At 56.7% G+C, this 14,286-nt stretch carries 15 protein-coding genes; 6 read left to right on the forward strand and 9 right to left on the reverse strand.

The window, feature by feature from the left end; translation table 11 throughout:
* Positions 1-62 precede the first annotated feature (62 nt).
* Positions 63-1,010: a sulfonate ABC transporter substrate-binding protein gene (locus tag H7K56_RS09175; RefSeq protein ID WP_150360153.1), complete on the reverse strand. Its 948-nt coding sequence runs from the start codon at positions 1,008-1,010 to the stop codon at positions 63-65.
* Between the two features lie 242 nt (positions 1,011-1,252).
* On the opposite strand from H7K56_RS09175, the gene H7K56_RS09180 reads away from it, so the two are divergent.
* The 3 genes from H7K56_RS09180 to H7K56_RS09190 all read left to right on the forward strand — a co-directional run bounded on the left by H7K56_RS09180 (position 1,253) and on the right by H7K56_RS09190 (position 4,487).
* Entirely contained in the window at positions 1,253-3,307 is a 2,055-nt protein-coding gene (locus tag H7K56_RS09180; RefSeq protein ID WP_150360154.1) for an FUSC family protein, read from the forward strand.
* Between the two features lie 106 nt (positions 3,308-3,413).
* A complete protein-coding gene (locus tag H7K56_RS09185; protein ID WP_010615756.1) occupies positions 3,414-3,635 on the forward strand; it encodes a YdgH/BhsA/McbA-like domain containing protein in 222 nt (73 codons plus the stop codon).
* A gap of 150 nt (positions 3,636-3,785) precedes the next feature.
* Positions 3,786-4,487: an aspartate/glutamate racemase family protein gene (locus H7K56_RS09190; protein WP_132463528.1), complete on the forward strand. Its 702-nt coding sequence runs from the start codon at positions 3,786-3,788 to the stop codon at positions 4,485-4,487.
* 125 nt (positions 4,488-4,612) lie between these two features.
* Here H7K56_RS09190 and H7K56_RS09195 read toward each other — a convergent pair whose 3' ends face one another.
* The 6 genes from H7K56_RS09195 to H7K56_RS09220 form a co-directional block, all read right to left on the reverse strand.
* The gene (locus tag H7K56_RS09195) at positions 4,613-5,884 is read right to left on the reverse strand and encodes an alanine racemase (RefSeq protein ID WP_104093515.1); all 1,272 of its coding nucleotides are present in this window, start codon (positions 5,882-5,884) and stop codon (positions 4,613-4,615) included.
* Between the two features lie 11 nt (positions 5,885-5,895).
* The gene (locus tag H7K56_RS09200; protein WP_021508752.1) at positions 5,896-6,633 is read right to left on the reverse strand and encodes an amino acid ABC transporter ATP-binding protein; all 738 of its coding nucleotides are present in this window, start codon (positions 6,631-6,633) and stop codon (positions 5,896-5,898) included.
* A complete protein-coding gene (locus H7K56_RS09205) occupies positions 6,630-7,274 on the reverse strand; it encodes an amino acid ABC transporter permease (RefSeq protein WP_150360155.1) in 645 nt (214 codons plus the stop codon). Before H7K56_RS09205 ends, H7K56_RS09200 begins: the two co-directional genes overlap by 4 nt.
* Positions 7,271-8,008: an amino acid ABC transporter permease gene (locus tag H7K56_RS09210; RefSeq protein ID WP_021508750.1), complete on the reverse strand. Its 738-nt coding sequence runs from the start codon at positions 8,006-8,008 to the stop codon at positions 7,271-7,273. Before H7K56_RS09210 ends, H7K56_RS09205 begins: the two co-directional genes overlap by 4 nt.
* Before the next feature lie 53 nt (positions 8,009-8,061).
* Positions 8,062-8,898, reverse strand: coding sequence for an ABC transporter substrate-binding protein (locus H7K56_RS09215; RefSeq protein WP_150360156.1), 837 nt, complete (start codon positions 8,896-8,898; stop codon positions 8,062-8,064).
* A gap of 193 nt (positions 8,899-9,091) precedes the next feature.
* The gene (locus tag H7K56_RS09220; RefSeq protein WP_021508748.1) at positions 9,092-9,484 is read right to left on the reverse strand and encodes a RidA family protein; all 393 of its coding nucleotides are present in this window, start codon (positions 9,482-9,484) and stop codon (positions 9,092-9,094) included.
* Between the two features lie 381 nt (positions 9,485-9,865).
* On the opposite strand from H7K56_RS09220, the gene H7K56_RS09225 reads away from it, so the two are divergent.
* From H7K56_RS09225 to zigA, 3 genes are all read left to right on the forward strand, one after another.
* The gene (locus H7K56_RS09225; RefSeq protein WP_150360157.1) at positions 9,866-10,618 is read left to right on the forward strand and encodes an IclR family transcriptional regulator; all 753 of its coding nucleotides are present in this window, start codon (positions 9,866-9,868) and stop codon (positions 10,616-10,618) included.
* Between the two features lie 150 nt (positions 10,619-10,768).
* A complete protein-coding gene (locus H7K56_RS09230; RefSeq protein ID WP_021508746.1) occupies positions 10,769-11,875 on the forward strand; it encodes an ABC transporter substrate-binding protein in 1,107 nt (368 codons plus the stop codon).
* A gap of 159 nt (positions 11,876-12,034) precedes the next feature.
* Positions 12,035-13,252, forward strand: coding sequence for a zinc metallochaperone GTPase ZigA (gene zigA, locus H7K56_RS09235; protein ID WP_150360158.1), 1,218 nt, complete (start codon positions 12,035-12,037; stop codon positions 13,250-13,252).
* Positions 13,253-13,293: 41 nt separating this feature from the next.
* Here zigA and H7K56_RS09240 read toward each other — a convergent pair whose 3' ends face one another.
* Positions 13,294-13,527 (reverse strand): hypothetical protein, encoded by a 234-nt coding sequence (locus H7K56_RS09240; protein WP_058781352.1) that lies wholly within the window; start codon positions 13,525-13,527, stop codon positions 13,294-13,296.
* A gap of 57 nt (positions 13,528-13,584) precedes the next feature.
* Positions 13,585-14,265, reverse strand: a complete 681-nt coding sequence (locus H7K56_RS09245; RefSeq protein ID WP_031279936.1) for an O-methyltransferase — start codon at positions 14,263-14,265, stop codon at positions 13,585-13,587.
* Positions 14,266-14,286 lie beyond the last annotated feature (21 nt).

Here is a 14,286-nt window from a genome sequence, read left to right on the forward strand (position 1 = left end):
GCCGTGGAAAACGGGCTTACTCCGCTTCAGGTCAGGCGCTTAATCGCCAGAACATAGAGGGGTTAGTTCTTATCCAGCGACCAGGTCGCGCTGCGCACATCAACCTTCACCGGCAGCAGGCCGACGCGGGTGAAGGTGTCCGCCAGCGCCTGCTGTTCCGCAAACACCTGCGGTGACATGCGTGACGCGCCATAAGGCAGGCGTTGCAGCGTGGTCTGCCAGATGGATTTATCCAGACCGGTGGATTTCGCCAGAATCGCGGCGGCTTCATCCTGATGCTGATTGGCCCAGTCGCTCAGCTTGCTCAACTCGTCAACCACCTGCTTAGCCGTTTGCGGGTGGTTTTCGGCAAACGGGCGGCTGGCAAGATAGAAGGTGTAGTGCGGCACCAGACCTTCCGCGTTGCGCACTTCACGCGCGCCGGCGTTGGCTTCGACCTCTGCCAGGTAGGGATCCCAGATCACCCAGGCATCGATTGCGCCCTTCTGGAAGGCGGCGCGCGCATCGGCCGGCGGCAGGTACACCGGCGTGACATCTTTATAGTTCAGCCCGGCATCTTCCAGCGCTTTCACCAGCAGATAATTGACGTCTGAACCCTTGTTCAGGCCAATGCGTTTGCCTTTGAGATCGGCCACGCTTTTGATGGGTGAGTCTTTCGGTACCACAATGGCTTCGGTTTTAGGGTTGGCGGGTGAATGTCCGAGATAAATCAGATCGGCTTTTGCCGCCTGCGCGAAGGCGGGTGGCGAATCGCCGGTGGCGGCCAGATCGATACTGCCCACGTTCAACCCCTCCAGCATTTGCGGGCCGGCGGGGAATTCCACCCAGCGCACCGCAATACCCTCTTTTTTGAAGGTCTCATCCAGCGTGCCGCGATATTTCAGCAGCGCAAAAATGTTGGCTTTCTGATAGCCGATGGTGACGGTTTCCGGGTTGGCGGCAAAGGCGTGCGTGGCGAGCAGGCCGAAGCTGAGTGCCAGTGCGCTCAGGGCAAAACGTTGTGCTTTCATGGGACGTCTCTCGTGGTTTTTCCTCCATCCTGGCAAAGTTGCTATATAACCAATAAATAACTTTTTAATATCGCTTATAACTCTAATTCCAGCCTGCATCAGCATTCACTGTAATGGGCAAGTTGCATAGAGAACCGGATAATTAGCACGGTAATAATTTGTATAACAAATCAAAATGTCAACGCCGCAGGCTTCTGTCAGGATAAGCGATAACGTTGCCTGCTATAGGTTGCTCCCGTTCTATGAAGTGGTTTTCCCGAAGCGCCGTGCTGTTCTCTGCCAAAACCTGTCTGGCCGCCTTTCTGGCTTTTTATCTTGCGCTGGAACTCAACCTGGACAAACCCGCCTGGTCACTGACCACCGTGTATGTTGCCTCGCAGCTGTATTCCGCTTCGACGGTGTCCAAATCGGTGTTTCGCTTTTTTGGCACCGTGCTGGGCGGACTGTTTACTCTGTTGATCTATCCGGCTACGGTCCAGTCGCCGATGCTGTTCAGCCTGTGTATTTCACTCTGGGTTGCCATCTGCCTGTATCTCTCGCTGCACGACCGCACGCCAAAAAGTTACGTCTTTATGCTGGCCGGCTACAGCGCCGCCATTATGGGCTTTCCCGATGTGACCTCGCCCGGCGCCATTACCTATACGGTGATTTCCCGCATTGAGGAAATCACTGTAGCGATTGTCTGCAGCAGCCTGGTGCATCGGCTGATCTTCCCGGTTTCGATGCGTCATCTGCTCGAACAGAGCGTCGGGCTGTGGTATCAGAACGCGCGTAAATTGTGTAGCGAGCTGATGACGGCGATGCCCGCGGCAAAATCACTGGAGCGCGAGGATATTCTGGTGCAGATGGCCAACTATCCGCTTAACGTCGAAACGCTGATCACTCACTGCGTCTATGAAGGTGATGCCGCGCGGCGGCTGGTGCGGCTGGTCAGCGTGCAGTATCAGCATTTGTCGTACCTAATCCCGACGCTCACCGCCATTGAATCGCGGCTGAATCTGCTGGCACAGCAGCAGATCCGCTTTCCCGATTATGTCGCGACGGCCTTTCAGCAATTTTTACAATGGCTGAACGGCGACGCGCAGCAGCCGGTGCGCGATCGCCTCACCGACGCTCAGGAGCAGCTGCAGCAGGCCTGGCGCGCAGGGCGGCTTAACAGTGAAGAGAGCATTTTGCTCATCGGCCTGCTGGAACGGTTACTCAATTTTGTCCGTATTGCCGATGCTTACCACAGCGTCAGCGAGCGCGTCAGTGACTGGACGCCAGCGGTGAAACCGGGCAAGGCCTCACGCGCGCACAAGCATGTCGATAAAGGTCTGCTGCTGCTGTCGTGCTTTACTGCCTTCATCGCCACTTTTGCCAGCTGCCTGTTCTGGATTGGCAGCGGCTGGCGTGATGGTTCAACCGCGCCGATGATGGCGGCGGTGCTGTGTTCGTTCTTCGCCGGGCTGGATAGCCCCATCGCGCCGATGAAGTTGTTTCTGAAGGGCGTACTGATCTCCATGGCGATCAGCCTGATTTACGTCACGCTGCTGATTCCGCAGGCGGTGACGTTTGAAGCACTGGTGATTTGCCTCGCGCCGGGATTGTTTGCTTTAGGGCTGGTGATCGCCAATCCGTCAACCAACCTGATCGGTCTCATCGTCGCCACGCAGATCCCCGGTTTGATCGGCATGAGCCACCATTTCAAACCCGATTTGCAGCTCATAGTGAATGCCATGATCTCCACGCTGGTGGGCATTGCCGTTGCGCTGGTGCTGACGCTGCTGATTCGCAACAAACGCCCGGCGTGGACGGCCACGCGTGCGCTGCGCAAAGGCATTCGCGATCTGCTGCAGTTTATTACCGCGCTGCGCATGAACACCGCCACGCTGACGGCGCGGCAGCAATTTGTCGCACGCACGCTGGACAGGGTAAACGTGATTCTGCCGCGTAAACGTGTCGATCCGGCACCGGAACTGGTGGCGGGCGGTAACCTGATTGCGGAAGCCTGGCTCGGGGCTAACTGCTATGACTATTACACCCGTCATCGGCACCTGCTGCTGGCGAACCAGATAGAAAGCGCAGCCATGTTTCACGAGCTGAGTCAGTTTCTTAAGCAGCGGCTAAAAACGCTGGACAGCACGCCGTCGCCGGCGCTGCTGCATGAGCTTGATGTGTTACTGCTGCGGCTGGAGGCGGCGGCGCAGCAGGAAAATGCGCTGTTTGCGCCGCTGTTTCATCTGTTCAATATCCGTCTGTCGCTCTTTCCTGGCGCGCGCTGGCCGCAGCCGCTGGCAGAGCAAAACCGCACATAGTGTGATTAAGATCGCACTTTTTGTTAGGTCGGTAATAATAACAATGGTTACTATAACTCCCATGCAGAGCATTCAGCTCTGACCCAAACATTGAAGGAATATGACCATGAAAAATGTAAAAACTCTGACCATCGCTGCTGTTGCTGCTCTTTCTATGATCTCTTTCGGTAGCTTCGCCGCTGAAAGCATCTCCGTTCACGGCAGCACCCTGGATAGCGCTGAAGCCCAGGTTGCCGCTCAGGCTAAAGCGAGTGGTGCAGACAGCTACAAAATCACCAGCGCCCGCGCAGACAACGGCGTGGACATGACTGCTGAGCTGTACAAATAATAACAATCCCTTTCTCCGTTAACGTGCTTAGCCCGGGTTATCCCGGGCTTTTTTGTGCCTGCGATGCGGTTCAGCGCCGCGACGCTTTCATGCCTTCATTGAATACCGTACAGTGCCAGACGAGCTAATTTCCGTGGGGAACGGTAACTGATGAAAATGATTGGCCTGATTGGCGGCATGAGCTGGGAATCCACCGCGCTCTATTACCGCATCATCAATGAACAGGTAAAGCAACAGCTGGGCGGACTGCACTCGGCGCGCAGCCTGATGTACAGCGTCGATTTTCAGCAGATTGAGAAATTGCAGGTCGCCGGTGAATGGCAGCAGGCCGGTGAAATCCTGGCCGAAGCCGCCCGTAGCCTGGAGAAGGGCGGGGCGGATTTCATTGTGCTGTGCACCAACACCATGCACAAAGTCGCCGATCAGATCACCACGGCCACCCGCATTCCGCTGCTGCATATCGCTGACGCCACGGCACAACGCATTCGTCAGGCCGGCGTGAAACGCGTCGGTCTGCTGGCGACCGCGTTCACCATGGAGCAGGAATTCTATAAAGGCCGCCTTGAGCAGCAATATGACATCGAGGTGCTGGTACCGGACGCTACCGGACGTAAAACGGTGCACAACATTATTTATCAGGAGCTGTGCCTCGGCGTGATCCGTGAAGAATCACGCGCGCAGTACCGTGACATCATTGCTCAGCTGGTGGCACAAGGGGCTGAAGCCATTATCCTTGGCTGTACCGAAATCACGCTGCTGGTTAAAGCGGAGGATGCGGCGGTGCCGCTGTTCGATACCACATTAATCCATGCGCAGGACGCGGTGAAGCTGGCGCTGGCAACAAATAACTAGCCTGCTAATTATAAGCTGTGTTATTATGTGTTCATTGAAGGCACAACGCCGACCCGCATGGTCGCACAGGGATGTGCCAGAACTGGCTGCCAGCACTGGCAGCCTTTTTTGTGGCTGAAAAAGCGTCAGAACGCTGTTTCCAGTGAATCGGTGACGCAATAGTCATCATCCACCAACGGTAGATAACGCCACTTGTCAAATGCGGTACAGGGATGGGAAATGCCGCAGCCAATCCAGTCGCCCGGTTGCAGCGGATCGTCCGCCGGTAACTGCAAATAAGCGTGCTGATCGTTGACGTCGGTGATGCGCAAATGCGTAGCCGCGCGCGGTGCGCTGCCGTCCGCCTGACGAATCCACAGCGGATTGGGCAGATCCTGATCGAACGGTACATCGCGCCGGCCGAAATCGACAAAGGCCAGCCCCGGCTCCGGACGCGATAACACGCGGCCCCAGATCTCCAGTGCGGCGCTGAAATGGTGCGTTGCACCCGGCTGCGCAAAAGGGGCAATGCGTGCATACAAGCCGCTGTCGTGTGCCATGTACGCACCGGATCGAATCAGCGGCGTGACCGGAAGCGGCAACTGTGCCGCGCTGAAGCAGGCCGCGACCACATCGAACCACGCGCCACCGCCGGCGCTGAGAATAATTTCTCCGCTGGCAAACAGCTGATGTTCAGCCAGCAGCGCGGCGGTCGCGATCATCATCTCGCAGTAATCTTTCACGCGCTGCACGCCTGCGGCATCGCGTCCGGCACCCAGCGCACCTTCATAACCGGCCACACCCACCAGCTGCAGCGAGCGGCTGTCATGGATTGCCTGGGCGATTTCCAGCGCGGCCTGCGGCGAGCGACAGCCGGTGCGGCCGCCGCTGACCGACATCTCCAGCAGTACGGCAATCTGCGCGCCGCCAAGATGCTGCTCAAGCAGTTTTACGCCCTGCAGCGAATCCACATAACAGAGAAAGCCGTGGTCGGGATGCTGCTGTTGCCACTGGCCAATCCAGCGGATCCCGGCGGGATCGACCAGTTCATTGGCGAGAAATACGTTGCGGATGCCAAACTGGCGCAGCGCGCGCACCTGGGCCGGCGTCGCTGCGCTCAGGCCCCAGGCGCCGCCTTCACTGACGGCACGGCGCAGAATCGCCGGCGACATCGAGGTTTTGCCGTGCGCAGCCAGCATCACGCCGTTTTCCTGGCAGAACGCTGCCAGTTGCCGCAGGTTATTCTCCAGCGCCGATTGTTTCATCAGCATCAGCGGTGAAAAAACTTCAGGGCTGTTAAACACCGGCGTGCCGTTAGCCAGCGGCTGATTGCCCGTTCCGGCCACTGATTTAAACCGCGGCGCAGGCTGCAGCGCATCCAGCGCGCCGTCGGCCTGCAAAGGGAAGTGAATCGACATCCTGCCTCCTGTTAGTGCTCAAGTACGCGCGACAAAAACTGCTGGGTGCGCGGATTCTGCGGATTAACAAAAATCTGCTCCGGCGAACCCTGTTCGGCAATCACCCCCTGGTCCATAAACACCACGCGATCGGCGGTTTTACGCGCAAAGCCCATCTCATGCGTCACCACCACCATGGTCATGCCTTCACGGGCCAGACTGCGCATCACTTCCATCACTTCACCAACCAGTTCGGGATCGAGCGCGGAGGTGGCTTCATCAAAGAACATGATTTTCGGCTCGACCGCCAGCGCGCGGGCAATCGCCACCCGCTGTTGCTGCCCGCCGGACAGTTGAGCCGGATAGTGATGCGCGCGCTCCGCCAGGCCAACGCGCGTCAGCGCCGCCATGCCGCGTTTGTTCGCTTCCGCTTCGGACAGCTTCTGCGCTTTGATCAGCGCCAGCGTCACGTTGCCGAGTGCGGTTTTATGCGGGAACAGGTTGAACTGCTGAAACACCATGCCGACGTGGCCGCAAATTTCACTGCTGCGTTTACGGTCATGCAGCGGTACTTCATTGACCCAGATTTCACCGCCGTCGGCGGTTTCCAGACCACTCATAATGCGCAGCACGGTACTTTTTCCCGAGCCGGAGGCGCCAATCAGCACCAGCACTTCGCCCGGCGACACGTCCAGGCTGATCTCTTTCAGTACCTGGGTTGCGCCAAAGGATTTGGTAATACGGCTCAGCGTAATGGCGGATTTGCTCATGATAACTGGCTCCTGGTTTGATGATGTTGAACCCAACGGGAAAGCGGAAAGCAGACAGCGAAGTAGAGCAGGGCGACCAGGCCGTAAACCACCACCGGCTGGCCAATGCGATCAACAATCGCCTGCCCCTGGTGCATCAGCTCCGACATGCCGATCATGCTGACGATCGACGTATCTTTGATTAGCGAAAGATACTGGCCCACCAGCGGCGGCAGTACGATGCCGCGCGTTTGTGGCAGCACTACGCTGAGAAACGTCTGGCGTTTTGATAATCCGAGGATCCACGACACTTCCCACTGCCCTTTCGGCACGGCTTCAATGCCGGCCCGGAACACTTCAGCAATGTAAGCGCCCTGATAAATGCTCAGGCCCAGAATGCCGGCGGCGAACAGATTGATTTCATAACCAAAATAGGCCACACCCAAGTAAATGAACATCAGGGTGATCAGCACCGGCGTGCCGCGAAACAGCTCGGTGTACAGCACGGCAATCTCTCTGGCGATCGGCAGACGGCTGGTGCGAAGCACCGCGGCCAGTAAACCGAGCAGGGTGCTGCCGGCGATAGCGGCGATGGACAGCAGTAAGGTGATGACCAGCCCTTTCAGCAGGATTGGCAGCGAGCTAATGATAAGTTCGCTCATAACGCATTCTCCCGTTTCACTGGATTAATCAGCCATTTTTTTGCCCACCGCCAGCCGGACTTTTTTACCGGCGTCACCAGCGGCGGGTGGAACAGCCGGCGTCCGGCCACGGTGCCAAGCCATGAAAACAGGTTGCTTAGCACCAGATACACCAGGGCAACGACGCTGAAAGTCTGGATATAAAGCAGGGTGCGCGCGTTAATTACCGTGGCGGTACCGGTCAGCTCCGGAAGGGCGATTGCCGAGAGTAGCGACGTACCGAGCAGCAGCTGAATCAGGTTATTGATGATCGCCGGCCAGACGGCGCGAGCCGCCTGCGGCAGCACCACGCTGAGAAAAATCTGGTGACGCGGAATGCCGAGGATATATGCCGCTTCCAGCTGCCCCTTCGCCACGGACTGAATACCGGCGCGGAAGGTTTCCGACAAATAGGCACCAACGTTAATCCCCAGTGCCAGCACCCCGGCGGTAAAAGCGCTCATGGTGATACCGAGCGACGGCAGGCCAAAAAAGATGATAAAAATTTGCAGCAGCACCGGCGTATTGCGGATGAATTCAACATAACAGTGGCTGATCCAGCGCAGCGGCGCCAGCGGTGAAGATTTCGCCAGTGCGGCCAGCAGACCGAGCGCCACCGCCAGCGCGAACGCCAGCAGGGTAACCTGCAGCGTGAGCCACGCGGCCTCCAGAAAGGTGTCGGCGTAACGCCACAGGGTTAGCCATTGATAACTCATGGTATGACTCCTTCAGGCGGCGCAGCCTGTGCGACTGCGCCGTGGGCGGACAATCAGTATTGCGGATTCAGCGGATAACGCGGTTTGCTGCCGAACCATTTCTCATACAGCTGGGCGTTCTCACCAGATGCGTTGATTTCAAACAGGAATTCGTTGAGGTAATTGGTCCATACCTGGTCGCCCTGTTTCACCCCAAAGGCGTTGTACTCCAGTGGTACCAGCGCTTCGTTGGTCACGGCCAGTGACGGATCGAGCTTCGCCTGGTAAGCGAGGAAGTTGTTATCCTCGATCATCGCATCGGCCTGACCCTGTTTGACGGCCAGAATCGCCGCCTGGGATGAGTCGTACTCCTGAATTTTCACGTCGATGCCGAGGTTGCGCACTTCGTCGCCATTGGTCGAGCCTTTCACCGTGGCAATGGTTTTGCCGGCCATGTAATGCGCAGACTGAATGCCGCTGTTTTTGCGCACCAGCATTGCCTCACTGGCCACTACGTACGGATGGGTGAAGCCAATCTCTTTGGCGCGTTCCAGATTGCGGGTGAAGTTACAAAACACCACATCGACTTTGTTGGTTTGCAGATTAGGGATGCGGTTGGCGCTGGTGGTGTTGACCATTTCCAGCTTCACGCCCATCTCTTTGGCCAGCGCTTTCGCCAGGTCAACGTCGTAACCATCCGGGTTGCCGTCTTTGTCATAAAAACCGAACGGTGCGAAGCTCAGGCAGTCACCGACGCGCAATGTGCCGCGCTGCAGCACGGTTTGCAGCGCCGACTGTGGCGCGGCGCCAGCCTCTTTTTTCTCTTCGGTCGGCGTACAGCCTGCTATCGCCAGCAAGACCAGCGCACCGGCCACGGTTTTGGCACTTAATTTCAGCGATGTTGCATTCATCTTTATGCTCTCTTTAAATGTTTGACGAGACGGCGTTATTCCGCATCACCCGTTTAATAGACGATCGCCAGCGCAGCGGCCGCACCGCGTATTTCGGGTTATTTTATTGAAAAAGCAAATGCATTAATTAATATCAGGCTGGCCTGGTGTTGGCGAAGAAAATGAACATCGCAGCCTGGTTGAACGGTATTACTTATTTACGGTCGGCGCGGAAACATTTCATGTCCACTTCGACTTTGCAGTCGACCACTAAATCCTGCACGCTACAAATACGCGCCGGTGGATGACCACTGAATATCTCACTGAATACTTTGTTGAAAGAACTGAAATAACGCGCGTCGGTCAACACCGCCGTCACATGGACCACATCCTCCACGCGATAACCCGCTTCGCGCATGATGGTGAGGCAGTTGTCGAACGCTAACTGTGTCTGTTCGATGATGCCGCCCTCTACCACTTCGCCGTCGCGCATCGGCGTCTGGCCTGAGATATACAGCCAGCCATCGGCCTCAACGGCGCGGGCGAACGGCAATTTTTGCCCGCCGGTACCGGTACCGCCCTCAATGCCATAACGTTTGATCGTCATGTCTTTCTGCTCCTTTGCACACTTCTGTTTCTGTCTGATATACCAGACTGCTATCTGCAATACCGGATAGGACGAGATTTGCACAGCTGTTGCTTTTTTGCAATATGGCAATCGGCAATTAATTTTTTGCCGTGCTGGTGCGATCGCAAAATAAAATCCAGTGCCTGATTTTTTTGAATGAAAATGTGACCGCTATCGAATTTGACGGCGAAGCTCATCCTTTTTATGCGCCATAATGGGGCCCGAAAATAGCGCATGATAAATAAAGTCGCCGGAAAGATTTTTATTATGGCGGGGATGGGTAATTTCTTTTTCCGGGTGTATCATGCAGCTCTTTTTAAACGCAGATGAGTAGCACCATAACGACAGGGGAGTGAGCGTATGCCGGATGAAAAAACGTCCCGGGCACGCGGTGTTGACCGGGTTATTGATATTTTTCGTCAGCTGCATATCGCGCGTCAGCCTATGGCGATGCGGGATTTAATCGAAGCGACCGGTGCACCGCGCTCCAGTATTTATGAGCTGGTCAGTTTGCTGAGTGAAGCGGGTCTGGTTGAGCTTGATGCGGAAGGTGCCGTGTTTTTCGGTCGTGAAATGCACTATTACGGTGCGGATTACATGGCCCACAATGATCTGATCCGTCGTGCACATCAGCTTATGGTTGAGATCGTGGCGCGTCATGGCGAAACCGTGCAGCTGTGTATGCTGGAAGGTAACAAATACACCGTGGTGCTGTCGGAGAGCAACGCCCATCCGTTTAAAATCACCTCTGATATCGGTGTGCGCGTGCCGATCACCTGGACGGCGACCGGTCGTTTGCTGCTGAGTAACTGGGCGGACAGCGCCATCCTCGACCTGATTCCGGAGGAGGATTATCGGCTGGCCAGCGGTCAGATTCTCGATAAGCAGACCTTCCTTGAAGAGATTCACCGAGCCGGCCAGCTGGGCTACTGCATGACCGAAGGTCTGTCCGAAAGCTTTACCTGCTGTATGGCTGCACCGATTCGCTCGCGCAGCGGCCAGGCGGTCGCGGCGATCTGCTTTATGGTCAGTCGTGATACCCCGGCGGAACGCCGACAGATGCTGTTGCAGGAGCTGATCGCGTCCGGGCAAAAATTGTCTGATTTCACCTGAGCCGTTGCTTCGCTACAGCTTAATGAGGCGGGCTCCCGGCGCCGTATTATTCGCTTACAACCGCGTGCCGTCGGGTTTATTTTGCCGTGATTAAGGTTGTGTTAAGGTAATTGATAATAATAACTATTTCTTTTACCACGGAGTTTTGGCATGAAAACGCGCCTGTTACTGGCAATGGGGATTCTGGTCTCAACCGCAGCCTGCGCGACTGACTATCCGCTCACCGTCACCGACATGGATGGTCACACGCAAACAATCAGCAAAGAACCGCAGCACATCATTCTGCAGGATGGCCGTGATGTGTTGACGCTGGCGCTGCTCGATCGCGACAATCCGTTTAAACGCGTTGTGGCCTGGAACAATCTGCCGAAAAAGCAGGATACGCAAACCTGGGATATGCTGAAGCGCCGCTGGCCTGAAGCGACAAAAATTGTCGATATGGGCTTCAGCGATCAGGGCCAGGTTAATCTGGAAAGCGTGCTGGCGCAAAAACCGGATCTGATGATTGCGCAGCTGCGCGCTAAGCCGGCGCTGGAACAATCCGGCGTGCTGAGCACGCTGAACAACCTGCACATCCCGGTGCTGTTCGTCGATTATGAACTGCATCCGGCACAAAACACCGCCCCGAGCGTCACGCTGCTGGGCAAAGTGCTGAACCGTGAAAGCGAAGCCAAAGCCTACACCGATTTTTACCAGCAGCGCTTCGACCGCATCACCCAAGCCGTTGCGAAGGTCAAAAACAAGCCCACGGTATTTATCGAACCCATTGCCGGTAACAGCGATAACTGCTGCTTTACCCACAGCCATAATGGCTGGGGTGGCCTGGTAGAAGCGGTCGGCGGCAAAAATATTGGTTCGGCACTGCTGCCAGGCAATGCCGGCTTTGTCGCGCTGGAAAAAATCATCGCCATGAAACCGGACGTTTACATCATGACCGGTTCAAAGCGGCCAAACAGTAACGTGCTGCCGTTTGGTTACGGCGTGCAGCCGCAGGAAGTACGTGCCACGTTCCAGACGTTATTGCAGCGTACCGGTCTGGCGCAAATCGCGCCGGTGAAGCAGGGGCGCGTGTACGGGGTGTATCATCACTTCTACAATCACCCGTACAACATTATCGGCATGGAAATCCTCGCGAAGGATCTCTATCCGCAGCAGTTTGCCGATCTCAAACCGGTGGCGGATTTCCATACCCTCGTGAAAACCTTCACTCAACTGCCGGACGATGCCATCGAACTGAGCTATCCGGACAACCAGTAATTGCCCGCAGCGGGCGCCCGGCCCGCTGTTCGCTTTCCCTGAAAGGCAAACTCCCCACAAAAAGTGCACGACGATCATGACACTGCATATTGTTATGTTATAACATATCAATATCAGCACCGCTTCAGGTGCGCGTGATGTCATTATTCAGGAGTGATTATGTCAGCTTTATCCACCAACGGCGGCTTCAGGCGGCTGCCGGTCACCGTACTCTCTGGCTTTCTCGGTGCCGGAAAAACCACTTTGCTTAACCATATTCTCAACAACCGCGAAGGCCGCCGCGTGGCGGTGATCGTCAACGATATGTCGGAAGTGAATATTGATGCCGCGCTGGTGCGTGAGGGCGGCGCGGCGTTGTCACGTACCGACGAGAAGCTGGTGGAAATGAGCAACGGCTGCATCTGCTGCACGCTGCGCGAAGATCTGCTGCTGGAAGTCAACCGGTTGGCGAAAGAGGGGCGCTTTGATCATCTGGTGATTGAATCGACCGGCATCTCTGAGCCGCTGCCGGTGGCGGAAACCTTTACGTTTGCCGATGAAGAGGGGCAAAGCCTGTCCGCCGTAGCGGCGCTGGATACCATGGTGACCGTGGTGGATGGCTACAATTTCCTGCGTGACTATGATTCCAGCGAAAGCGTCCGCTCGCGCGGCGAATCGCTCGGCGAGGAAGATGAGCGCACGGTAGTCGATTTGCTGATCGATCAGATTGAATTCTGCGATGTGCTGATTCTCAACAAAACCGACCTGATTGATGCGGCGGAGCAGGCACGGTTGACCGCGATTCTGCACTCGCTCAATCCCCGTGCGCGGATTATTCGCGCGCAGTTTGGTCAGGTGGCGCTTGATCAGGTGCTGAATACCGGCCTGTTTGACTTCGATGCTGCGGCACAGGCTCCTGGCTGGCTGAAAGAGTTGCGCGGCGAGCACACGCCTGAAACTGAAGAGTACGGCATCCGCAGCTTTGTTTTCCGCGCGCGTCGTCCCTTCCATCCGCAGCGTTTTTATCAGGTGATTACGCAGCACATGCAGGGCGTGGTGCGGTCGAAAGGATATTTCTGGCTGGCAACCCGCCCGCGTCACGCCGGATCCTGGTCGCAGGCCGGCGGCGTTACGCGGCAGGGGCTGGCCGGGATGTGGTGGGCCTGCGTGCCTGAAGATCGCTGGCCGCAGGACGCAGAGACGCTGCATTACATCCGCGAGAACTGGCATGAAGGCACGGGGGATGCGCGGCAGGAGATGGTGATCATCGGGATCGATATGGATGAAACCGTGCTGCGTCAGCAGCTGCACCATGCATTACTGACCGATGAGGAGATGGCGCTGGGGCCAGACGGCTGGGCACAGTTGCCGGATCCGTTCCAGCCATGGTTTGACTGATGCGTCGCCGCGCAGCGGGCTGTGCGGCGACGAACCTATTATCATAATCCGGTATTCATCAGCCGCATCTGGGTGCAGAACGGACACTGACAGCCGCTCACCGCCGCCGCCAGGCGCGCATGCGCTTCGGCAATTGCCAGCGGCTGCGCCTGATCGGTGCTGGCGAGCGCATTAGCCGGTTTCAGCGCCAGCTTTAACGGATCGATTTTCGCCTGAAATGCCCCCGCTTTCGCCGAAGCAAAAGCAATCACTAACAGTGGAACGGTAACCTTCATCGCAGCAACCTCAATCAGAGCACGGGATTGTAACGATATAACATAAACGTGACGCTGTTAAGCGCCTTTATGTGGCGATCCCAGCCACATTGAAACTTCGACGCCATCAGCAAACGGCAGCGAGGTATAGAGGCGGCTGCCGTGGACCATTTCCAGATATTCCGGGCTGAAATCGGCATCATCGGCCACAATCAGGGCACCCGGACGCAACCAGGGCTGCACCAGCTGCAAAATCTCCGGATAGATCGCCTTCGCGCCATCCAGCACCAGCATATCAACGCTGGCTGGCAGGTCCTGACTGAGCGTGTCCAGCGCATCGCCCACGCGAATTTCAATCAGGTCACTGACGCCAGCATCGGCAAAATGATTGCGCGCCAGCGCCACTTTGCCCGGTTCAAACTCGCTGGTGATGATGCGACCGCCGCCGTTATCGCGCACCGCCGCCGCCAGGTGCAGGGTGGAGAGACCAAACGAAGTACCAAACTCAACGATATGCTGCGCCCGGCTGCTGCGCGCCAGCATATACAGCAGTTTGCCGGTTTCCCGTGAGACCGCCAGCGGCACATCTTTTAAATGACCGTAAAGTTCGCGGTAATCGGTTTTGCTCTGCAGCAGACGCGTTTGCTCCTCATCGGACATCACGCGAAACGCTTCATTGGTGGGATGCGCCATGTTATCCGCCAGCTCAAACAGATAGTTAAGCAGCGGCGCCAGCGGCGCGGAAGTCAGGGTGTTCATCATCGGGGTTCCTGCATCAGA

The sequence above is a fragment of the Pantoea dispersa genome, assembly GCF_014155765.1.
GTDB classification, from domain to species: Bacteria; Pseudomonadota; Gammaproteobacteria; order Enterobacterales; family Enterobacteriaceae; genus Pantoea; species Pantoea dispersa.

Coding starts and splice junctions, on each gene's coding strand:
- H7K56_RS09225 (WP_150360157.1), top strand. CDS start 9,866: ATGCCGGATGAAAAAACGTCCCGGGCACGCGGTGTTGACCGGGTTATT.
- H7K56_RS09200 (WP_021508752.1), bottom strand. CDS start 6,633: ATGAGCAAATCCGCCATTACGCTGAGCCGTATTACCAAATCCTTTGGC.
- H7K56_RS09220 (WP_021508748.1), bottom strand. CDS start 9,484: ATGACGATCAAACGTTATGGCATTGAGGGCGGTACCGGTACCGGCGGG.
- H7K56_RS09240 (WP_058781352.1), bottom strand. CDS start 13,527: ATGAAGGTTACCGTTCCACTGTTAGTGATTGCTTTTGCTTCGGCGAAA.
- H7K56_RS09210 (WP_021508750.1), bottom strand. CDS start 8,008: ATGAGTTATCAATGGCTAACCCTGTGGCGTTACGCCGACACCTTTCTG.
- zigA (WP_150360158.1), top strand. CDS start 12,035: ATGTCAGCTTTATCCACCAACGGCGGCTTCAGGCGGCTGCCGGTCACC.
- H7K56_RS09175 (WP_150360153.1), bottom strand. CDS start 1,010: ATGAAAGCACAACGTTTTGCCCTGAGCGCACTGGCACTCAGCTTCGGC.
- H7K56_RS09180 (WP_150360154.1), top strand. CDS start 1,253: ATGAAGTGGTTTTCCCGAAGCGCCGTGCTGTTCTCTGCCAAAACCTGT.
- H7K56_RS09185 (WP_010615756.1), top strand. CDS start 3,414: ATGAAAAATGTAAAAACTCTGACCATCGCTGCTGTTGCTGCTCTTTCT.
- H7K56_RS09205 (WP_150360155.1), bottom strand. CDS start 7,274: ATGAGCGAACTTATCATTAGCTCGCTGCCAATCCTGCTGAAAGGGCTG.
- H7K56_RS09215 (WP_150360156.1), bottom strand. CDS start 8,898: ATGAATGCAACATCGCTGAAATTAAGTGCCAAAACCGTGGCCGGTGCG.
- H7K56_RS09230 (WP_021508746.1), top strand. CDS start 10,769: ATGAAAACGCGCCTGTTACTGGCAATGGGGATTCTGGTCTCAACCGCA.
- H7K56_RS09195 (WP_104093515.1), bottom strand. CDS start 5,884: ATGTCGATTCACTTCCCTTTGCAGGCCGACGGCGCGCTGGATGCGCTG.
- H7K56_RS09245 (WP_031279936.1), bottom strand. CDS start 14,265: ATGAACACCCTGACTTCCGCGCCGCTGGCGCCGCTGCTTAACTATCTG.
- H7K56_RS09190 (WP_132463528.1), top strand. CDS start 3,786: ATGAAAATGATTGGCCTGATTGGCGGCATGAGCTGGGAATCCACCGCG.